The 19,090-nt window shown below is 72.7% G+C and carries 18 protein-coding genes, 1 pseudogene and 1 other annotated feature; of the genes and pseudogenes, 4 read left to right on the top strand and 15 right to left on the bottom strand.

What is annotated here, in order from left to right:
- The first annotated feature begins 6 nt into the window (after nt 1-6).
- The 3 genes and pseudogenes from ABFT23_RS07405 to ABFT23_RS07395 all read left to right on the top strand — a co-directional run bounded on the left by ABFT23_RS07405 (nt 7) and on the right by ABFT23_RS07395 (nt 2,348).
- A pseudogene (locus ABFT23_RS07405) lies at nt 7-1,196 on the top strand (IS3 family transposase).
- A gap of 67 nt (nt 1,197-1,263) precedes the next feature.
- The gene (locus tag ABFT23_RS07400) at nt 1,264-1,584 is read left to right on the top strand and encodes a transposase (RefSeq protein WP_347893778.1); all 321 of its coding nucleotides are present in this window, start codon (nt 1,264-1,266) and stop codon (nt 1,582-1,584) included.
- Nucleotides 1,542-1,685, top strand: a sequence feature (AL1L pseudoknot). Its footprint overlaps the gene before it by 43 nt.
- Nucleotides 1,581-2,348, top strand: coding sequence for an IS3 family transposase (locus ABFT23_RS07395; RefSeq protein WP_347893777.1), 768 nt, complete (start codon nt 1,581-1,583; stop codon nt 2,346-2,348). Its footprint overlaps the feature before it by 105 nt. The genes ABFT23_RS07400 and ABFT23_RS07395 overlap by 4 nt, the downstream gene beginning before the upstream one ends.
- Here ABFT23_RS07395 and ABFT23_RS07390 read toward each other — a convergent pair.
- Together ABFT23_RS07390 and ABFT23_RS07385 are read right to left on the bottom strand one after the other, a co-directional pair.
- Nucleotides 2,323-2,604 (bottom strand): hypothetical protein, encoded by a 282-nt coding sequence (locus ABFT23_RS07390; RefSeq protein ID WP_347893775.1) that lies wholly within the window; start codon nt 2,602-2,604, stop codon nt 2,323-2,325. The two genes, ABFT23_RS07395 and ABFT23_RS07390, sit on opposite strands and share 26 nt — an antisense overlap.
- Before the next feature lie 309 nt (nt 2,605-2,913).
- The gene (locus tag ABFT23_RS07385; protein WP_347893773.1) at nt 2,914-3,336 is read right to left on the bottom strand and encodes a carboxymuconolactone decarboxylase family protein; all 423 of its coding nucleotides are present in this window, start codon (nt 3,334-3,336) and stop codon (nt 2,914-2,916) included.
- Nucleotides 3,337-3,422: 86 nt separating this feature from the next.
- Between ABFT23_RS07385 and ABFT23_RS07380 the strand changes: the two genes are divergently transcribed.
- On the top strand, nt 3,423-4,190 hold the full coding sequence (locus ABFT23_RS07380) for an IclR family transcriptional regulator (RefSeq protein ID WP_347893771.1): 768 nt from the start codon (nt 3,423-3,425) through the stop codon (nt 4,188-4,190).
- A 28-nt stretch (nt 4,191-4,218) separates the two neighbouring features.
- On the opposite strand, the gene ABFT23_RS07375 is transcribed toward ABFT23_RS07380, so the two are convergent.
- From ABFT23_RS07375 to mftE, 13 genes are all read right to left on the bottom strand, one after another.
- The gene (locus tag ABFT23_RS07375) at nt 4,219-5,673 is read right to left on the bottom strand and encodes an NAD-dependent succinate-semialdehyde dehydrogenase (protein WP_347893769.1); all 1,455 of its coding nucleotides are present in this window, start codon (nt 5,671-5,673) and stop codon (nt 4,219-4,221) included.
- A 40-nt stretch (nt 5,674-5,713) separates the two neighbouring features.
- Complete coding sequence (locus ABFT23_RS07370; protein ID WP_347893767.1) at nt 5,714-6,826, bottom strand: alcohol dehydrogenase catalytic domain-containing protein; 1,113 nt, start codon at nt 6,824-6,826, stop codon at nt 5,714-5,716.
- Nucleotides 6,827-6,878: 52 nt separating this feature from the next.
- Nucleotides 6,879-7,874, bottom strand: coding sequence for an LLM class flavin-dependent oxidoreductase (locus tag ABFT23_RS07365; protein ID WP_347893765.1), 996 nt, complete (start codon nt 7,872-7,874; stop codon nt 6,879-6,881).
- Nucleotides 7,871-9,475, bottom strand: a complete 1,605-nt coding sequence (locus ABFT23_RS07360) for an amidase family protein (protein WP_347893763.1) — start codon at nt 9,473-9,475, stop codon at nt 7,871-7,873. Before ABFT23_RS07360 ends, ABFT23_RS07365 begins: the two co-directional genes overlap by 4 nt.
- Nucleotides 9,476-9,551: 76 nt before the next feature.
- Complete coding sequence (locus ABFT23_RS07355; protein ID WP_347893761.1) at nt 9,552-10,451, bottom strand: DUF6282 family protein; 900 nt, start codon at nt 10,449-10,451, stop codon at nt 9,552-9,554.
- A complete protein-coding gene (locus tag ABFT23_RS07350) occupies nt 10,444-11,358 on the bottom strand; it encodes an isocitrate lyase/PEP mutase family protein (protein WP_347893760.1) in 915 nt (304 codons plus the stop codon). Before ABFT23_RS07350 ends, ABFT23_RS07355 begins: the two co-directional genes overlap by 8 nt.
- The gene (locus ABFT23_RS07345) at nt 11,351-12,364 is read right to left on the bottom strand and encodes an ABC transporter permease (protein WP_347893758.1); all 1,014 of its coding nucleotides are present in this window, start codon (nt 12,362-12,364) and stop codon (nt 11,351-11,353) included. The genes ABFT23_RS07350 and ABFT23_RS07345 overlap by 8 nt, the downstream gene beginning before the upstream one ends.
- Nucleotides 12,361-13,935, bottom strand: a complete 1,575-nt coding sequence (locus ABFT23_RS07340; RefSeq protein WP_347893756.1) for a sugar ABC transporter ATP-binding protein — start codon at nt 13,933-13,935, stop codon at nt 12,361-12,363. Before ABFT23_RS07340 ends, ABFT23_RS07345 begins: the two co-directional genes overlap by 4 nt.
- Nucleotides 13,932-15,035 (bottom strand): sugar ABC transporter substrate-binding protein, encoded by a 1,104-nt coding sequence (locus tag ABFT23_RS07335; protein WP_347893754.1) that lies wholly within the window; start codon nt 15,033-15,035, stop codon nt 13,932-13,934. The genes ABFT23_RS07340 and ABFT23_RS07335 overlap by 4 nt, the downstream gene beginning before the upstream one ends.
- Before the next feature lie 220 nt (nt 15,036-15,255).
- Entirely contained in the window at nt 15,256-15,690 is a 435-nt protein-coding gene (locus ABFT23_RS07330) for a hypothetical protein (protein ID WP_347893753.1), read from the bottom strand.
- A gap of 629 nt (nt 15,691-16,319) precedes the next feature.
- The gene (gene mftF, locus ABFT23_RS07325) at nt 16,320-17,621 is read right to left on the bottom strand and encodes a mycofactocin biosynthesis glycosyltransferase MftF (RefSeq protein WP_347893751.1); all 1,302 of its coding nucleotides are present in this window, start codon (nt 17,619-17,621) and stop codon (nt 16,320-16,322) included.
- 13 nt (nt 17,622-17,634) lie between these two features.
- Complete coding sequence (locus ABFT23_RS07320; RefSeq protein WP_347893749.1) at nt 17,635-18,411, bottom strand: mycofactocin-coupled SDR family oxidoreductase; 777 nt, start codon at nt 18,409-18,411, stop codon at nt 17,635-17,637.
- The gene (gene mftE, locus ABFT23_RS07315) at nt 18,408-19,088 is read right to left on the bottom strand and encodes a mycofactocin biosynthesis peptidyl-dipeptidase MftE (protein WP_347893747.1); all 681 of its coding nucleotides are present in this window, start codon (nt 19,086-19,088) and stop codon (nt 18,408-18,410) included. The genes ABFT23_RS07320 and mftE overlap by 4 nt, the downstream gene beginning before the upstream one ends.
- Nucleotides 19,089-19,090: the final 2 nt, after the last annotated feature.

Below are 19,090 nucleotides of genomic sequence, written 5' to 3'. Positions count from 1 at the left end.
GCAGGCATGGGAAGACGGGGTCACCCACCGGAGTTCAGGCGCAAGGTCCTCGACTTGCTCGAGGAGGACGGCCGCAGTGTTGCGTCGGTTGCTCACGACCTCGGCATCAGCGCGGAGTCGATCTACACCTGGCGACGCCAGGACCGTGTCGACCGCGGCCTGGTCCCGGGACTGACCAGTGCTGAGAAAGCCGAGCTGACTTCGGCACGCAAACGGATCGCGGAACTCGAGACCGAGTTGAAGGCCAGTCGTCGTGCAGTCGAGTTGCTGCGGGAGTCAGCAGACCCAAAAGGCGCTACGCCGCGGCGGAAGTGATCGTCGCCGACGGCGTTCCCGTCGAGGTCGCCTGCAGGGTCGTGGGGATCTCGGTGTCGGGTTGGTACGCCCGCCTCACCCGAGCGCCGGCACAACGCACCATCCGCCACGCCATGCTGACCGACCTAATCAGCCAGATCCACCTCGAGTCACGAGGCACCTACGGCGGGCGACGCGTCCACGCCGAGCTGACCCTCGGACGCGGTATCGCGGTCGGACATGGCCAGGTCGAGCTCTTGATGAGACGTGCCGGCCTTCAAGGCGTCGCGGGTCGCCGTCGCTGGAGACGGACCAAGCCCGAGAACGTCGCCGGTGATCTGGTCAGACGCGACTTCGCCCGCGACGCACCGAACCAGCTGTGGGTCACCGACATCACGGAGCACCCGACCCGTGAGGGAAAGATCTACTGCTGCGTCGTCCTGGACACCTACTCCCGACGCGTGGTCGGCTGGTCGATCGACAGCTCACCCACCGCGGCCCTGGCCACCAACGCGCTCGGTATGGCGATCGACAACCGACTACCCGCAAGAACTGCTGCTACCGGCGCGTCATCCATCGACTCGGGCCCGGCCACGACGATCCACTCCGACCAAGGAGTCCAGTTCTCGTCATGGGCGTTCACCCAGCGCGCGAAGGACTCCGGGCTCGTGCCATCGATGGGTAGCGTCGGCGACTGCTACGACAATTCCATGATCGAGTCGTTCTGGGCTCGCATGCAGGTCGAACTCCTCGACCGCCGGCGTTGGAAGACCCGCCTCGAGCTAGCAAACGCGATGTTCGAATACCTCGAGATCTGGCACAACCGACAGCGACGTCACAGCCAGCTCGGCATGCTCACACCAGTAGAGTTCGAACGCAGGAACAACATCACCGTGGCATGAGATTCCAGTTATCCAACGCCGCAGAACCCGGGGCTGACCACTCTCATTCCACGGAAGGATGAGAGTCATGGCAGCACCGAGGAAGTACCCCGAGGAGCTTCGGGAGCGGGCGATCAGGATGGCTGTCGATCTGCGGCGTGACCCGGCCACGAAGGCCGGTGCGCTGCGTCGGGTCGGCGAGCAGTTGGGGATCAATCCCGAGACGCTGCGCAACTGGGTCCAGCAGGCTGAGGTCGATGAGGGCCACCGACCCGGTGTGACGACTGCCGAGGCGCAGCGGATCAACGAGCTCGAGCGCGAGGTCCGCGAGCTGAGGCGGGCCAACGAGATCTTGCGGACGGCGTCAGCGTTTTTCGCCGCAGCGGAGCTCGACCGCAAGCTGAAGTGACCACGGCGGTGCTGGTCGACTACATCGACCAGCACCGCGAGCGGTTCGGGGTCGAGCCGATCTGCAAGGTCCTACGACGGGCCGGGATGCAGATCGCTCCGAGCAGCTACTACGCCGCCAAGACCAGAGCCCCCTCAGCCAGGGCCGTGGCCGACCAGCAGCACCTCGAGGTCATGCGCCGCGTCCATGCCGAGAACTACGGCGTCTACGGGGTCCGCAAGATGCACGCGGAGCTGAAGCGCAACGGCCACCAGATCGCCAGGTGCACGGTGCACCGACTGATGCGCGCCGATGGTCTGCGCGGGATCAGCAGGGCCAAAGGCCCGCGCACCACCATTCCCGGCCGGGAGCCCGACACCCGTCCAGACCTGCTGGACCGCGACTTCAAGGCCCCGGCACCAGACCGGGTCTGGGTTGCCGACATCACCTACTGCCGGACCTTCGCCGGCTGGGTCTACGCGGCGTTCGTCATCGACGTCTACTCCCGCCGCGTGGTGGGCTGGCAGCCTTCTAAGAGTCTGCGCACCGATCTCGCGTTGGACGCCCTCGAGATGGGCCTGTGGACACGCGAGCACGCCGGCCACGACGTCACCGGAGTCATCGCCCACTCCGACAAGGGCGTTCAGTACCTCGCCGTGCGATACACCCAGCGACTCGCAGAAGCAGGCGCTGTCGCATCAGTCGGCTCGACCGGCGACAGCTACGACAACGCCCTGGCTGAGGCATTCAACTCGCTGTTCAAGGCCGAGCTGGTCCGCAACTGAAGTTGTGCTGGAAGTACTGGCACCCCATGCCGACGTAGACGGTTCGACGGTCGCGGCCTGACTTCGTGGGCGTGCGCCACGCGATGACGGAGTCGGCGAAGCCTTCACCCGCCGCGCACAGGCGGATCCGGTCGTCGTAGAACAACACCCCAGACACCGTGATCGGACCCGCCGAGTCCGCACGAACCTTCGCGATCGGGTTGCCGGCCTGCGCGGCTCCCATCGCCGGCGCACCTTCACTCAGGGCAGCGAGCACGCCTGCGAGCGTTGCGGATGCGAGGAGCCGTGCGCACCCCCGCCTACCCCGGGATGGGCGACCGAGCCGCAGACCCGTCCATGGCCTCGACCCTCTGGTACCAGCACTTCCACCGCGAGGCGGTCAAGACGGTCGGTCGGTAGGTGGCACAGCCGTCGTGTGTGCGACTGGGCTCATCGAACTCCCGCGAAGGCTCATCGCACTCTCAGCATCGGTTCGGCCGCGCCATGACTGTCACCAGGATGCCGCGATTGAAGGACGATGGATAGGCGGAACGGCTCCCCCGCGGCCTCTCGGTGAAGGCGCGAACTACGGGGCGTCGGTACCGACGATCGGGTAGTCCACGGCTAGGTGGGCGAACTCATCGGTACTAAGCACCTTCTCGAGCAAGGGGAAGGCCATCATCGGCACGTGGAAGCCGCCGACGAGGCCCACCAGTTCGAGCGCGGCGACGATCTCCCCCACCGTGGCGCCGTGACGCAGCGCCTCGCCGATGTGGAACTGGCAGCCGTACTCGAAGTACACAGCCGCGTCGGCGGCCAGCATGATCAGCTCCTTCGTCTTGCGATCGAGCGTGTCGTTGCCGTGCACCGCCCAGGAGTAGGAGTCGTGGAAGTGCTCGAGCACGGTCGGGTCGAACCGGGCGGCGATCGTGAGGTTCGGGTGGACCACACCGCGGTCTCGAGCGATCCGGGCGAGCAGGTCGGCACGGTCGGGGGCGGGGTTCGTCATCGGATCTCCGTGGTCGGCGTGGTTCATCTGGTGAACTGACGTTTCGTACTGTGAATCATAGACCCCGAAGCCCTAAGGTGGCACCCGTGAGCCGCACTGACGATCCGCTCAAGGGCGCCGACCTGCGCACGGTCACCCGCGCCAGCGAGATCCTGTTCGCCTTCTCCTCCGACGTGCCCGAGCTGGGACTGACCCAGCTCGCCCAGACCGTCGGGTTGAGCAAGGCCACCGTGCACCGCCTGGCCCAGTCGCTGATGCACGTCGGGCTCATCGACCAGGACCCGCAGACCCGGGCCTACCGACTGGGCATCCGGCTGCTCCAGCTGGCCGACCTCGTCGCCTCGTCGCTCGACGTCCGGCAGGAGGCTCGTAATCCACTGCAGTCGCTGCGCGACGAGACCGGCGAGACGACCTACCTGATGCTCGTGCACGACGAGGGGGCCGTGTGCGCCGAGCGCATCGAGGGCTCGCACCCGATGCGCGACCTGTCGACCCCGCCCGGCACCCGCGTGCCGCTGCACGTCGGCGCAGCGGGCACGGCCATCCTCACCGCTCACGACGACGAGCACGTCGAGACCTACCTCGCCACGCTCGACGACGCCCGCCGGCGCGACCTCGAGACGCGCGTCGTCGCAGCGCGCGAGCGCGGCCACTCCTTCGCGCGGGGCGACGTCGCCCAGGGCGTCGGCGCCATCGCCGCACCGCTCGTCGACGCGGCCGGCGTGCCGGTCGGGGCGATCAGCCTGGGTGGTCTGCTCGCCCGCGTCGAGGACAACGAGGCCGCCCTCGCCAGCGCCGTGCACGCCTGCGTCGCCTCCGTCAGCGCCGCGATGGGCTGGCGCCCGGCGTCCTGACCGGGCTCGTCGTCGCCGGGGCCGCTCGTCAGAGGGCGAGCCCGACGTACTTGACCTCGAGGTACTCCTCGATGCCCTCCGCACCGCCCTCGCGCCCGAAGCCCGAGCTCTTCACGCCACCGAACGGCGCGGCGGCGTTGGAGACCAGACCCTGGTTGAGCGCCACCATGCCGACCTCGAGGGCCTCGGCGACCCGGTGCGCCCGAGCGAGGTCGCGGGTGAACACGTAGGCCGCCAGACCGAACTCGGTGTCGTTCGCGAGCGTCACGGCCTCGTCGTCGTCGGCGAACCGGACCACGGGTGCGACCGGCCCGAAGATCTCCTCGCGCAGCAGCGGCGCGTCGGCCGGGACGTCGACCAGCACCGTCGGCGGGTAGAAGTGACCGGGCCCCTCGGCCCGGGCCCCGCCGGTGACGGCGCGGGCACCGGCCCCGACCGCACCGTCGACGAGGTCCGCGACGGCGCGCAGCTGACGGTCGTCGATGAGCGGGCCGACCGTGACGCCGCTGTCGAGGCCGTGGCCGAGGGTCTCGCCCGCCATGCGGGTCGCGAGCCGCTCGGCGAACTCGTCGGCTACGGAGTCGTGGACCAGGAAGCGGTTGGCGGCGGTGCAGGCCTCCCCCATGTTGCGCATCTTGGCGATAATGGCGGCATCGACCGCTTGGTCGAGGTCGGCGTCGGCGAAGACCAGGAACGGGGCGTTGCCGCCGAGCTCCATCGAGGTGCGCAGCAGCTGGTCCGCCGACTGGCGCACGAGGAGCCGACCGACGCCCGTGGAGCCGGTGAAGCTGACCTTGCGCAGCCGCTCGTCGTCCATCAGCGGCTCGACGAGCTCGACGGTGCGGCTGGTCGGCACGACGTTGAGCACGCCGTCGGGCAGCCCCACCTCGGCGAGCAGCGCTGCGAGCGCGAGCATCGTGAGCGGGGTCTGGGCGGCCGGCTTGACGACCATCGTGCACCCCGCCGCGATCGCCGGACCGATCTTGCGCGTGCCCATGGCGAGCGGGAAGTTCCACGGCGTGATCAGCAGGCACGGGCCGACCGGCTGACGCATGGTCAGCAGGCGCGACGCGCCGTCCGGGGAGACCGACCAGCGGCCGGCGATGCGCACGGCCTCCTCGGAGAACCAGCGGAAGAACTCGGCGCCGTAGGTGACCTCGCCGCGCGCCTGGTCGAGCGGCTTGCCCATCTCGAGGGTCATCAGCGTGGCGAACAGCTCGCGCCGCTCGGTGAGCAGGTCGAAGGCGTCGCGCAGGATCTCCGAGCGGCGTCGTGGCGCGACGGACGCCCATGCGCGGCGGGCGTCGGCGGCCGCCGTCAGGGCGTCGGCGCCGTCGGCGGGCGTCGCGGACGCGACGGACGCGATCACCTGTCCGGTGGCGGGGTCCTCGACGTCGAAGGTCGACCCGTCTGCGGCGTCGCGCCACCGACCGCCGACTAGGAGTCGGGTGGGGGCCAGGGCGAGAGCCTCGGCGGTGTTCATGTGTCTCCTGTGGTGCCGTCGAAGTGGTGGAGGTCAGGGGTCAGGACGGGTCGAACCGGACGACGTGACGCAGGCCGACCCCGCTGGCGAGCCGGTCCATGCCGACGTTGACGTCGGCCAGGGCGATCTCACCCGTCACGAGCCGCTCGACCGGCAGCCGACCCTCGCGCCACATGTCGGCGAACAGCGGGACGTCGCGGGACGGGACGCCGGAGCCGAGGTAGCTGCCGACGATCGTGCGGCCCGTCCCGACCAGCGCGGCGAGCGAGACCTCGGCGACGGCACTGGGGCCGGGGAGGCCGACCGTGACGGTGCGACCGCCGGGGCCCGTCAACGCGGTCGCGGTCTCGAAGGCCGCCGCGTTGCCCGCTGCCTCGACGACCACGTCGCCGAGCACGCCGGAGCTCGCAGCCTCACGGGCGTCGAGCACCTCGTGGGCCCCGAGGTCGAGCGCCGCGGCCCGCTTGTCCTCGCTGAGGTCGACCCCGACCACCCGGACGTCGGGCACGGCGAGCGCGGTGAGCAGCGCCGCCATGCCCACGCCGCCCAGGCCGACCACGACGACGGTGTCGCCGGCGTCGGGTCGCCCGCTGTTGAGGACGGCGCCGCCACCGGTCAGGACCGCGCAGCCGAGCACGGCGGCGACCTCGGGCGGCACGTCGTCCGGCAGCGGGACGGCGGAGCGCCGGTCGACCACCGCGTGGGTGGCGAAGGCCGAGACGCCGAGGTGGTGCCGCACGGGCTCACCGGCGACCGAGAGACGCGTCGCGCCGGACATCAACGTGCCGGCGGCGTTGGTGGCGCTGCCCCGCTCGCACGGCGTCGTGCCGCCCCGGGCGCAGCCGCGGCAGTCCTCGCAGCGCGGCAGGAACGTGAGGGCGACCCGCTGGCCGACGCGGACGTCGTCGACGCCGGCCCCGACCTCGACCACGCGTCCGGCCGCCTCGTGGCCCAGCAGCATCGGCAGCGGACGGGGCCGGTTGCCGTCGATGACCGACAGGTCGGAGTGGCACAGCCCGGCGGCCTCCATCTCGACGAGCAGCTCGCCGGGGCCGGGCCCGTCGAGGTCGAGCTCGACGACCTCGAGCGGTCCGCTCTCGGCGTAGGGCGACGGGGAGTCGTCGCGGCGCAGCACGGCACCGGTGATCTTCATGGGGAGTCCTCAGGCTGGGGGTGGAACGGGTCGGGCGGGGCGGCGCGGCAGGTCAGAGCGCCGGGACGACCTCGGCGGCGAGCAGCGCCAGCGACTCGACGGCGTGCTCGGGCGGCAGCTCGGGCCAGTCGGTGCGCACGATGAGCTCGTCGACGCCGAGCTGGTCGCGCAGCTCGGCGAGCGCCGCCCGGCAGGTCTCGGGCCCGCCGACGATGAACCGGCCCTCGGCCACCTGGTCGGTCGGTCCGTCGAGCTGCTGCTGCCCGGGGTGGGCGGCCGCCTGGCCCCAGCTGGCGTAGACGCCGTACTTGGCGGCGAGGTACGGCAGGGCGCGCTCGCGGGCGGTCTCGTCGTCGGCGGCGCAGAAGACCTCGCGGAACGCCGCAACGTGGCCCGGTCCGCGGCCGGCCTTCTGCGACGTGCTGCGGTAGAGCGCCGCCTGGTCGACCAGCGTGGCCGCCGGCGCGGCCGGGTTGATGATCCAGCCCTGGCCGCGCAGCGCGGCCCGGCGGACGGCGGCGTCGCCCGTGCCGCCGATCCACACCGGCAGCGGGTCCTGGACCGGGAGGACGCCAATCGTCGCGCCCTCGAGGCGGCACCACGGCTCGTCGGCGTCGACGGGTTCGCCCGACCAGAGGTCGCGCGCGATCTCGAGGTTGCGCTCGAACCGGCGGACCCGCTGCTTGCGCTCGACCCCGAACGCCGCGAACTCCTCGTCGCGGTAGCCGAGGCCGAGACCGGCGACGGCGTGGCCGCCACTGAGCACGTCGAGGCTGGCGAAGTCCTCGGCCATCGAGACCGGGTGCGCCACGGCGCCGAGGTAGATGCCCGTGCCGAGCGTCAGCCCGGGCACCTCCGCGCTCAGGCGCGCGAGGAACGGGATGGGCTGGGTGCGCTGGGTGCCCTCGGAGATGTAGTGCTGGCCGGTGAAAACCGACGACCAGCCGGCCTCGGCCGCCATGCTCGCGAGCCGCAGCTGGTCGGGCAGGCGCGCCGCGAGGTCCGCCGGGGCGGTGTGCTCGTTGGTCAGGAACAGTCCGGTCCTCATGCGCCGGCTCCCGCCGCGGTCTCCCACGGCGCGCTGGGCTGGGCCCAGCCGGCCGCGGCGGGCGAGGGCGCCGGCGTCCAGCCGATCGTGCGCTCGATGGTCTGCGCGAGCGAGAGGAGGCGGTCGTCGTGGTAGCGACGGGTCACCGCCATCACGCCGACCGGCAGGCCGTCGACCTCGGCGGCCGGCATGCTCAGCGCCGGGTGGCCGGTCAGGTTGAACAGCGGGACGTTGTGCATCATCCCCCAGCCGCGGTTGCTGCGCTCGACGAGACCGGCGTCGTCCAGGGCCGCCATCGGCGGGTGCGTCGTCGTCGGCATCATCAGCACGTCGTACCGGTCGAGCGCCGCGTCGACGGCCAGGCGCATCGGGGTCGCCAGCTGGTGGGCGCGGGCGCCGATCGAGCCGCCGAGCGTGCGGTTCAGGTGCGTGCCCATCATCAGCACCGCCTTGAAGTTGGGCGGCAGCCGGTCGCCGCGGGCCTGCAGCGAGCGGGCCATGTCGAGCGCGAGCTCGGGCGAGGACTCCGACCACCAGTGGTAACCGGTGGGCCAACCGAGCGTGGCCGCCGTGGCCGACTCGAGCATCGCCGCGAACATGACGTCGCCGCCCTCGCCGAGCACCGGGAGCGAGACCTCCTCGACGGTCGCTCCGAGCGAGCGGAGCCGCTCGACCGACGCCCGGACGGCGGCGCTGGTCTCGGCCGTGCCCTCCGGGTCGCCTGGCTGGTCGCCGCGCAGCAGCCCGTCGACGACGAGACCGATACGCAGGCCGGCGAGCGACTCCCCGGCCGCAGCCACCGCGTCGACGTACGAGACCCGCTCGAACGCCTGCGGCGCCGAGGGCACCGTGTGGTCGACGACGACGCGGTCGACGACCGCCTCCATGCCGAGCGCCATCATCTCCGTGCGCCGCGCGAGCGGCCCGGCGTGGTCGAAGCGCCAGTCGGACGACGGGATGCCGGTGACCGGCACCAGGCCGTGCGTCGGCTTGAGTCCGAGCACGCCGCTCCACGAGGCCGGGATGCGGCAGGAGCCGCCCGTGTCGGTGCCCCACGCCAGGTCGATGCCGTCGTACCAGAGCCCTACGGCGGAGCCGGTCGACGAGCCCGAGGCGCACCGCGAGCGGTCGAAGGCGTTGAGCGTGCGGGCGTGGCCCGACGTCTCACCGCCGCCGGAGAACGCGAAGGCCTCCATGTTCGTGATGCCGACGATCCGCCCGCCCTGGGCGAGGGCGCGGGCCACCAGCTCGCTGTCCTCGACCGGCGTCGTCTCGAGCACCGACGAGCCCATCGTCATCGGCACCCCGGCGACCGGGATGTTGTCCTTGACGAGCATGGTCACCCCGGCCAGGAGGCCCTCGTCGGACTCGCGGACGTCGACCCACCGCAGCACGGCGTGCAGCGGGTCCTCGTCCTTGGTCGGCACGCGTCCCGGGTCGCGGTCGGGCGCGCTGGGCCGTCCGGCCCGCTCGGCGACGTCCTCGAAGCGGGCGATGGTCTCGGCCATCGAGGCCGTGAGCTCGACGTAGGCCTCGGCCTCGTCGTCGGAGACGGGGAAGTGGAGGGCGGCCGACAGCTCGGTCACGTCCTGCTTCGTCATCGGTCGCATGGTTCTGCTCCTCCTGGAGGGTCGTGCTGGTGGTAGGTCGTGCTGGCAACAGGGTCGCCCGGTCGGCTCAGACGAGCGAGCCCGGGTTGTCGCAGAGCATCGTGCGGACCTCGGCGCGGGTGATCCCGGCGTCCAAGAGGCCCAGGGCGAGGTCGAGCAGCATGCGGTGCGACGGCGGCGCCCACGGGAAGAAGTAGTCGGAGGTGAGCACGCACCGCTCGGCCCCGACCAGCCGCACCGTCCGGGCGAGGTCGCCGTAGTCGACCCGGCCGATCTGGGGGTAGGTGCCGAGAGCGCAGATCTCGATGTAGACGCCGAGCCTCGCGGCCTCGACGAGCGCCTCGTCGCCGGCGTCGATGGAGTCGCTGTCGGGGTGCGAGAGCACCATCCGGTCCGCGAGCCGTCCGGTGCGGGCGATCGCGAGCGCCTCCTCGGCGCTGAGGTGGCCGGAGTAGACCGTCATCGGCCAGGTCTCGAGGGCCTCGAGCACCGCCCACGTCTCCGGGGTGAGGGCGCCGTCGTCCTGCAGCACGCGGACGCCGCCGGCCGGGTCGGGGTGGTAGCTGTCGATCTCACCGGCGATGCGGCGCGAGATGCCGCCCCGGGCCAGATCGTTGTGCGCGCTGGCCGTCGGCAGGTAGACGACGCCGGCACCCTGCCGGGCGGCCAGCTCGATCACCTCGGGCCGCATGCCCCCGGCGAACTCGTTGAGCGTCACGCTCGGCACCACCCGCATGCCCGGCACCAGCTGCTCGAGCAGGTGCGCGCGGCCGGGCGTCGGCCACACGTGCGACTTGAGCACGACCGCCTTCATGCCGGCGTCGCGGCACAGCGTGATGTCCTCGACGTCGCTCAGGGAGGTCCGGATGCCCTCGCTGATCTCGGGGAAGCCGTGGCGGTGCAGGTCGACGGCGCCGTCGAGCAGGCCGACCGCGCGCTCGTCGGGGTGGGTGGCCACCTCAGTCATCGGCCACCTCGGTCGCGGTCGCCTCGGTCACCCGGGCCTCGAGGGCCTCGGCCTCGGCCAGGCCGACGAGGGCGTTGAGCTCGCCCAGGCTCGACATGTCGTCGAGCCACCGGCTGCTGTCGCCGTGCTCGCGCAGGTCGGCGAAGAACCGGGCGAAGGCCCGCGAGGCGACCCGCAGGCTGGAGGTCGGGTACAGCACGATCGCGTAGCCGAGCTCGTCGAACCGCTCGCGGGGCAGCATCGGCGTCAGGCCCGACTCCGACATGTTGGCCACGAGGGGCGCCGCGACGCTCGCGGCGATCTCGGCCAGCTCGGCCTCGCTCTCGGGGGCGTCAACGAAGATCGCGTCGGCGCCGGCCTCGACGTAGGCCCGGGCGCGGGCGATGGCGGCCTCGAGGCCGTCGGTGGCGCGGGCGTCGGTGCGGGCGATGATCATCGTCTCGTCGTCGACACGGCTGCTCGCCGCGGCGGCGATCTTGCGCACCATCACGTCGAGCGGCTCGACGCTCTTGCCGCGCAGGTGACCACAGCGCTTGGGCCAGGTCTGGTCCTCGAGCTGCACCGCCGAAGCGCCGCGCGCCTCGAGCAGACGCACCGTGCGGGCCACGTTGACGACGTCGCCGTAGCCGGTGTCGGCGTCGACGACGACGGGCAGGTCGACGACGTCGGTGACCGCGGTCAGCGCGTCGCTGATCTCACCGAAGGCGATCAGGCCGATGTCCGGGACGCCGTGGCGCCAGGCGGCGGTGGCGTACCCGCTGACGTAGACCGCCTCGAACCCGGCCGCGGCGGCGGCGTGGGCCTCGAGCGGCGTCCCGACCCCGGGGACGAGAAGCGCGCGGCCGGTGCCGGGGCCGGCGTCGGCGCCGCGGGCCGCGGCGAGCACCCTGCGCAGCGACTCAGGCATGACTGCCTCCGCGCTTGCCGCGGCCGGCGACGATCGCGGCGAACGAGACGGCCAGCAGCAGGGCGGCGCCGTTGAAGACCGGCGCGACCCAGAACGGTGCCCCGAGCAGGTTGAGGCCCGAGACCCCGACGGCGAGCACGAGCACGCCGACGAAAGTGCCACCGACGTTGAACCGGCCGCGCCGGATCGTGGTGGCGCCGAGGAATGCCGCGGCGTAGGCCGGCAGCAGGAAGTCCGGTCCGGTGCTGGGGCTGGCCGAGCCGACGGTGCCGGTCTGCAAGACGCCGGCGAGCCCGGCGATCGCGCCGGAGAGCACGAACGCGGCGCCGAGGTAGTAGTTGGTGGGCACGCCCGCCAGCCGCGCCGAGCTACGGCCGAGACCGGTGGCGGTCAGGTAGCGCCCGAACGGCGTCCGCTCGAGCAGCACCCAGAGCAGCACACCCACGATCAGCAGGTAGAAGAAGATCATCGGCAGACCCAGCAGCCGGGTGCGGGCCAGCGTGGTCAGGCCCTCGCCGATGCCCTGGTAGAGCACCGACCCGTCGGTCAGCCACAGGTTGCCGCCGCTGAGCACGGTGGCCATGCCGAGGGTCGCGATGAACGCGCTGACACCGACGCGGACGATCAGCACGGCGTTGACGAGGCCGATCAGCGCGCCGACGCCCACCGCCGCGAGCACGGCCACCAGCACGGGGGCGCCGGCGATGCTCACCTTGGCCGCGACGATCGCGGCGAAGCCGAGCACGGCGCCGACGGACAGGTCGAACTCACCCGCGGCGAGCGGCAGCACGACCGCGAGCGCCAGCAGCGCGGGCACCGACTGGTTGTTGACGATCGACTTGACGTTGGCCCAGGTCGGGAACAGGTCGGGCGCGAGGGCGGAGAACAGCACGCACAGGGCGAGCAGGAACACCACCACGGCGTAGTTGGGCAGCACGTCGTTGACCAGGCTGCGCCTGGCCGGCCGGTCGCGCCGCGCGGTGGCGGACGCGGTTGCGGAGTTCATCGGGATCCTTCGGGACTGGAGGCGGTGGAGGCGAAGCTCGCGGTCGTGATGCGGTCGACGGTGATCTCGTCACCGTGCAGCTCGTGCACGACCTGGCCTCGGTTGAGGATGAGGACGCGGTCGCACAGGTCGGCGATCTCGTCGAAGTCGGTGGAGCCGACGACGACGCCGATGCCGGAGGCGGCCATCTCGCGGCACAGGTCGGCGATCTCGGCCCGCGCGCCGACGTCGATGCCGGCGCTCGGCTCGTCGAGCACCAGGACCTTGAGGTCGAGGGCGGCGTTGCGGGCGAAGAGCACCTTCTGCTGGTTGCCGCCGCTGAGCCCCGAGAGCGGCTGGTCGACGCCGGCCATGCGGACGTTGAGCCGCTCGGCCAGCTCGCCGACGAGCGTGCGCTCGTCGGTGCGTCGCACGAGGCCGGCCCGGGTGAGCGTCGACAGCACGGTCAGGCTCGCGTTCTCCATGACGCTCATGTCGGCGATCACGCCCTCGGCGCGACGGTCCTGGGGCACGTAGCCGACCCCAGCACGGCGGGCCCCGCGCGGCGTCCGGGGCGCGTACTCCTCGCCGTCGAGCACGAGCTCGCCGGCGTCGGGGCGCTGTGCCCCGGCCAGGATGCGGGCCAGCTCGGAGCGGCCGCAGCCGACGAGACCGGTGATGCCGAGGATCTCCCCGGGCTGCACGGCGACGTCGACGGAGCGGAGCCGGGCGCCGGTGAGCCCGGTGGCGGAGAGCACGGGCGTGCCGGTCGTGGCGGCGCCGCGACCGGAGGTGTGGTGCTCGACGGGGCGCCCGAGCATGAGCTCGACGATCGCGTCGGTGCTGAGCGTGTGCGAGCGCACCTCGGCGACCAGCTTGCCGTCGCGGAGCACGACGAGGTCGTCGGCGAGCTTCTGCACCTCGTCGAGCCGGTGGGAGACGTAGACGACGCTTCCCCCGGCCGCGATCGCCTTGCGCAGCGCCGCGAAGACCTTCTGGGCCTCCGACTCGGGCAGCGAGGCGGTCGGCTCGTCGAGGACGACGATCGGGCGCTCCTGCTCGTGGAAGGCGCGCGCGATTGCGACCATGGTCTGGTCGGCCGGCGCGAGCTGACCCACGAGCGCGCACGGCGACACGTCGACGTCCAGCCGCTCGAGCGTCGCGGCCACGCGGGCGTCGTGGTCGCGCTGGTGGATCAGGGCGCCACCGCGGGCGCCGGGGAATCCCTCGACGAGCGCGAAGTTGTCGCTCACCGAGAGGCCGGGCACGACCGCGAGGTCCTGGTGGAGGAACCGGACGCCGCGACGGTGCACGTCGCGGGGCGAGGCGGGCAGCGGCAGCGACTCGCCGGCGATGCTCACCTCGCCGCCCTCGTCGGGCTCGTAGAAGCCGGCGAGGATCTTGATCAGCGTCGACTTGCCCGAGCCGTTCTGCCCGAGCAGGGCCGTGATCCGGCCCTGCTCGAAGACGACGGAGACGTCGTCGAGGGCGGGTCGGCCCCCGAAGGTCTTCGTCAGGTGGCGGATCTCGACGGCCGGTGCCGCGGTGGGTGCGCCACCGGCCGTCGGGCGGGAGGCGGGCTCAGGCCTCACGCGGCTCCCCACATCTCGAGGTACTTGCTGCGGAAGTCGAAGTCGCCCTCCCACGCGGTGCCCTCGGGCGGCAGGTTGTCCTTGACCAGGATGCGCGAGGGGACGCCGTCGTCCTCGACCATGGGCGCCTCGAGGTGCAGGCGCAGGATGGCGTCGGCACCGGCCCAGCCGTCCCACTCGAGGGCCTCGCCGATGACGATGCGCTGCACGTCGCCGGCGCGGATCAGGTCGAGGTTCTGCAGGTTGCCGTTGAACGAGGCGACGAAGACGTCGTTGCGCCCGGCCTGGCGCACGGCCTGGACCATGTCGGTCGCGGCGGCGTCGTACGGGGCCCAGAGCACGTTGACGTCGGGGTTGGACTGCAGGGTGCTCTGCACGAGGGAGACCAGCTGCGAACCGCCGGCGGTCACCGAGATGTCGCGCTCGACGGCGATTTCGCACCCGTCGCACTGGTCGAAGACCTCCTTGCTGCCCTCGACCCGCTTGACGACGGTCTTGAACTCGTTGGCGGTGAACATCGCGATCGTGGCGTCGCCGCCGGTCTCGACCGCCACCTGGGCCGCGAGGCGGCGGCCCTCCTCGTCGCCGTGGAGCGAGACCTCGTGGTCGAGGCCCTCGAGCGAGTCGGTCGCCGCGGCGACGACGTCGATGCTGGCCTCGTCGGCGCGCTGCAGGGCGCCGGAGACGATCTCGGGGTCGATCGAGACCATGAAGATCGCGTCGGCCTGCTGCGTGATCGCCTGGTCGATCGCGGCGTTGTCCTGGCCGGGGTCGCCCTTGGGGTCGATCAGCGTGGTCTCCCAGCCGAGGGCGTCGGCGGCCTCGATGAAGCCCTCGGCCTGGCGCTTGCAGCCCTCGACGGCCATCGAGCACGGGATGACGACGACCGAGAGCGACGAGCCGTCGGTCTTCGGGCTGTCCTCCGGCCCGGGCCACTCGCTGATCTCCTGCTGACCTTGCTCGGCGATCTGCACGATCGCCTCGGGCAGGTCGCCGGTGTCGCTGGGCGTGGACGGGCCGGACTCCTCGGGCGCGGAGCAGGCGCTGAGCAGCAGCGCCGCCGTCGCCAGCGCGGAGATCGTGATTCGTGATGCGCGCACGGCGCCTCCCTGTGGTCGTGGAACTGAGCGGACCCGGATCGCTGTTGGTTCACTCTATGAACCAGTGGTTTCACTGGTGGACCACATTCAAAACGCAGGAGGCCTTCCGGTCAAGGGCTCGACGTAAATTCCGTGTGACCGGGATCGTCCGGACGCACGGGAGGCCGGCCGCGGAGCGGCCGGCCTCTGGGGTCCGGGGACGACAGGTGCGATTCCCGCGTCAGGTCCAGCGCACGCTGCGGGTCTGCGTGGCCTGGGCCAGCAGCCGGCCGTCGGCCGTCCAGGCCTGGGCAGCGTCGACGCACTGGTCGTCTGTGGCCCACGCCGTGCCATGGGTCAGGTAGGTCCAGTCGCACCACGACGTGCTCGGGCCCTCGGGCGTCGGCGCCAGGTGCATCGTGACGTCGCTCGTGGGCACGAAGACCGGCGGCGTCGGCAGCGCGAACAGCCCCGGCGTCGGGACGTCGAGAAGCACGGCGAGCACCGCGGCGTCGCTTCCGAGCCCCAGCGAGCGCGGCCCCTGCGTCAGCCGCACCCAGGGGGCGCCGGTCCCGGAGAGGCTGTGGGGTCCGGTCGGGCGGACCTCGACGAGGTCGTAGAAGGCCAGGCGCGCGTAGCCGCGCGCCGACGCCGACACCGATACCGACAGCGGCACCGGCACCACCGAGCGGCGTGGCGCCGGGCGTGCCCGGAGCGGACCAGCCCGGCGCGGACGTGCACGCGCGGGCGTGCCCCCTGCCGAAGCTCGACCTGCAGCTGCGAGGTGCTCCGGCCGCGGTGCAGCGCGTGCGTGTCGACGTCCAGGGGGCGACCTCGACGCGGGAGACGAACGTGGTCGCGAGCGAGCCGAGGTGGTGGACGTGCCAGACGTCCCGGACGCCTCCGCCCTGTCCCCGCACCAACAAGCACGAGGACGCAGACTTCAGGCTTGTTCGCCGCACTCCTGTGGGACTGAGGGCGACCTCTGGATGGCTGATCGCACAACTCGCGTCCGGCGTAGCGTCAGGACCGTGTTCAGATCAAGCGTCGACATAAGGGGGAAAGTTGTGCAAATCGATCACGATCACGACGATCCCGGAGGTCAGAGCGGTATGCGCGACCGCCTCCTAAGCGAAAGGTCGCAGGTTCGACTCCTGCCTGGGGCACTTGGACAGGCCCGGCCTGAACGCCGATCAACCGCCGGCGACTAGGCCTGCAGTCAGCCCGGTCGCGCTCGGCTTGCGCGACGGACACCCTGGCACCGGCCCGCCAGGCCCCCCAGCCGATCGCCGGTCGCGCACATCGTCACCGCCGGCCCGACGGCCGCGTTGCCGGGACGCGGGGCAGCAGGCACCTCGCGCTGCGTGCGGCCCAGGCCCCGCGCCAGACGCCGGCACCGTAGGCGAGATCGGCGGCCCGCCGTCCGGCGAGGAGCACGCCCGGGGCGGCCTCGCGTTGGTCGGCGAGCGCGACGACGGTGTCGACGGCGAGGGCGGTGACGAGTGCCCGCCGGGCCCGCCGCGAGACGACCGCGGCGAGGGCCACGCCCGGCCACCAGTGACGGACGGCGAGGGAGGACTCCTGCCGCACGGCCCACCCCAGCGCCCGCGTCGCCACCCGGGCCGCTGCGACGGGCGGCAGCGCGCGCCGCACCCGCCACCCCGTGACGCCGGCGCCCACCGCGGCGGCGGGCACCGACCACCGCGTGCGAGCGAGCACCACGATCGCGACCGCCCCGAGCACCGGCGTGAGCGCCGCCGGCGCGACGGCGTCGCCGTGACGGAGGGCCAGCGGCGCCGCACTGGTGCCGTATCCGTGCACCTGCCGGAGCCAGGCACCGAACGACGGCCGGGTGTCGTGGCGGACGACGACCGACGGGTCGTAGCGCACGCGCCCACCCCGCTCGCGCAGTCGCCACACGAGGTCGACGTCCTCCCCGACGCGCAGGGCCTCGTCGAACCCGGCCCCGAGCGCGGCGGTGCGGGCGACCAGGCAGGCACTCGGCAGGTAGCCGACCAGGCCACCGGGACGGACCTCGGCGGGGCGGGGGCCGAGGTCGAGCGGCGAGTGGGTCGCGTCGTACCGCTGCCACCAGGCGGGGTGCGCGACCCCGGGCGCACGACCGCGGACGCGCGGGCCGACGGCGACGACCTGCGGGTCCGCGAAGTGCCGGGTCAGGGCGAGGAGGTCGGCCGCGGTGACCGCGAGGTCGGAGTCGACGAAGGCGACGTACGGCGTCGACACGCGCCACAGACCCGTGTTGCGTGCGGCGGCCGGCCCGCCGTTGGTCTCGCGTCGGACGGCGCCGGCGACGGGCACGGCCGAGGCGTCGTCGACCACGACGACCCGCAACGGGACCAGTGCGGCGACGTCGACGTCGCGATCGCGGGTCGGGACCACCACGGTGAGCTCGGCGGGATCGACCGGCGTGGCGTCGGTCGGGTCGGGGTGGCCCAGTCCGGTGGCGACGAGACGCTGCCCCACGGGCGATCCGGAGTCCTCGACCGCGACCGGACGGGTGAGCCGCAGGATCGTGAAGGGCGCTCCCCCGGCCAGGGTCCGGCCCCCGTCGAGCCGCATCAGCGAGCGGTCGAGGTGGACCCGCATCAGCTCGCCCGGGTCATCCGGCGAACCCGCCGTCGGCGTGCACGTCGGCGCCGTTGAGCACCGCCCCGGCCGGCGAGCAGGCGTGCGCGACGGTGGCCGCGACCTCGGCCGGGGTGATGACCCGGGCGAGGTCCTGGTGGGCGACCAGCGTCGCCACGTCGACGTCGTAGAGCGCGGCGGTGGCCCGCAGCATCGCGGTGTCGGTCGAGCCGGGCGAGACGGTGCAGGCCGTGACGCCGGTGCCGCGCAGGTCGGCGGCCAGGCCGCGGACCATGCCAACGACGGCGTGCTTGACGGCGTTGTAGCCGGCGAGGTGGAACAGGCCCTGGTGCCCGGCGGCGGAGGCGACGGCCACGAAGCGGCACCCGGACGGGTCGGGCCCGGCGAGCATCGCCGGGACGGCGACGGCGGCGAGGTTCCACACACCCCGGGCGTCGACGTCCCAGAGGTCGGCCAGGTCGTCGTCCGGGGTCTCCCACAGCGGCGCCCCGCCGTGGATCACGGCCGCGGCGCCGACGGCCGCGTCGAGGCGGCCCCACCGCTCGACGACGACGCCGACGGCGCCGGCCAGGGCCGCGCGGTCACGGACGTCGGCGACGACCGGGACGACGGCGTCGCCGTGCCTCGCGACGACGGCGTCGAGGTCGGCCCGGGTCGCGAGCGGTCCGCCCGAGCAGACGTCGAGGGCGACGACGCCGTAGCCCTCAGCCACGAGACGGTCGACGACGGCCGCCCCGATGCCGCGAGCCGCCCCGGTGACGACCGCGGTGCGGACCGGAGGATGGCTCATCCCCTGACCTTCTCACCCGCGATCACGACGTCGGTGATCATGGTCGCCAGCACGGCCGCGCCCTCCTCGGGCGTCGCGCCGGCCGGGTCGCCGAGCACGCCGTTGGCCGAGACCGAGGCGATGCCGCCGACCCTCATCGCGGGCAGGATCTCGCTCAACGGCTGGGTGTTGCCGGCCTCGGCGCGGTGGAGCCGGACGTCGTGGGGCCGCAGGTGCAGCATCAGGGAGGTCTCGGTACGACCCGCGTGCAGGCCGCCGGCGACGTCGGACTCCGTGGCGCAGGCGACCCAGCCGACGCGGTGGCCCTCGTCGAGCAACTGCTCGACGGCGGCTCGCAGCGCGGTCACGTTGCCACCGTGGCCGTTGACGAACAGCACGGCCCCGGCCCACGTGCGCATCGAGCGCACCAGCTCGACGAGGGTGTGCACCAGCACCCCGGTGCCGATCGACGACGTGCCGGCGAAGGACTGGTGCTCGCCGCTGGAGCCGTAGGACAGTGGCGGCGCCACCCATGCGTCGAGCTCGCGGGCGGCACCGCCCGCGACCGCCACGGCGATGGCGGTGTCGGTGTCGAGCGGCAGGTGCGGCCCGTGCTGCTCGATCGACCCGACCGGCACCAGCACCAGCGGCGGCCGACCCACCTCCGGCGAGGTGGCCCGCTCCAGCCTCGCGGGCATCG

Origin of the sequence: Nocardioides secundeburneus (assembly GCF_039939255.1) — a bacterium.
Taxonomy (GTDB): Bacteria; Actinomycetota; Actinomycetes; order Propionibacteriales; family Nocardioidaceae; genus Nocardioides.
This window is presented reverse-complemented; position numbering and strand designations above follow the sequence as displayed.

What these genes read in the sequence shown, in the direction of transcription:
- ABFT23_RS07355 (WP_347893761.1), bottom strand. Translation starts at nt 10,451, where the DNA reads ATGACTGAGGTGGCCACCCACCCCGACGAGCGCGCGGTCGGCCTGCTC.
- ABFT23_RS07370 (WP_347893767.1), bottom strand. Translation starts at nt 6,826, where the DNA reads ATGAAGATCACCGGTGCCGTGCTGCGCCGCGACGACTCCCCGTCGCCC.
- ABFT23_RS07320 (WP_347893749.1), bottom strand. Translation starts at nt 18,411, where the DNA reads ATGAGCCATCCTCCGGTCCGCACCGCGGTCGTCACCGGGGCGGCTCGC.
- mftE (WP_347893747.1), bottom strand. Translation starts at nt 19,088, where the DNA reads ATGCCCGCGAGGCTGGAGCGGGCCACCTCGCCGGAGGTGGGTCGGCCG.
- ABFT23_RS07345 (WP_347893758.1), bottom strand. Translation starts at nt 12,364, where the DNA reads ATGAACTCCGCAACCGCGTCCGCCACCGCGCGGCGCGACCGGCCGGCC.
- ABFT23_RS07360 (WP_347893763.1), bottom strand. Translation starts at nt 9,475, where the DNA reads ATGACGAAGCAGGACGTGACCGAGCTGTCGGCCGCCCTCCACTTCCCC.
- mftF (WP_347893751.1), bottom strand. Translation starts at nt 17,621, where the DNA reads ATGCGGGTCCACCTCGACCGCTCGCTGATGCGGCTCGACGGGGGCCGG.
- ABFT23_RS07365 (WP_347893765.1), bottom strand. Translation starts at nt 7,874, where the DNA reads ATGAGGACCGGACTGTTCCTGACCAACGAGCACACCGCCCCGGCGGAC.
- ABFT23_RS07375 (WP_347893769.1), bottom strand. Translation starts at nt 5,673, where the DNA reads ATGAACACCGCCGAGGCTCTCGCCCTGGCCCCCACCCGACTCCTAGTC.
- ABFT23_RS07385 (WP_347893773.1), bottom strand. Translation starts at nt 3,336, where the DNA reads ATGACGAACCCCGCCCCCGACCGTGCCGACCTGCTCGCCCGGATCGCT.
- ABFT23_RS07350 (WP_347893760.1), bottom strand. Translation starts at nt 11,358, where the DNA reads ATGCCTGAGTCGCTGCGCAGGGTGCTCGCCGCGGCCCGCGGCGCCGAC.
- ABFT23_RS07400 (WP_347893778.1), top strand. Translation starts at nt 1,264, where the DNA reads ATGGCAGCACCGAGGAAGTACCCCGAGGAGCTTCGGGAGCGGGCGATC.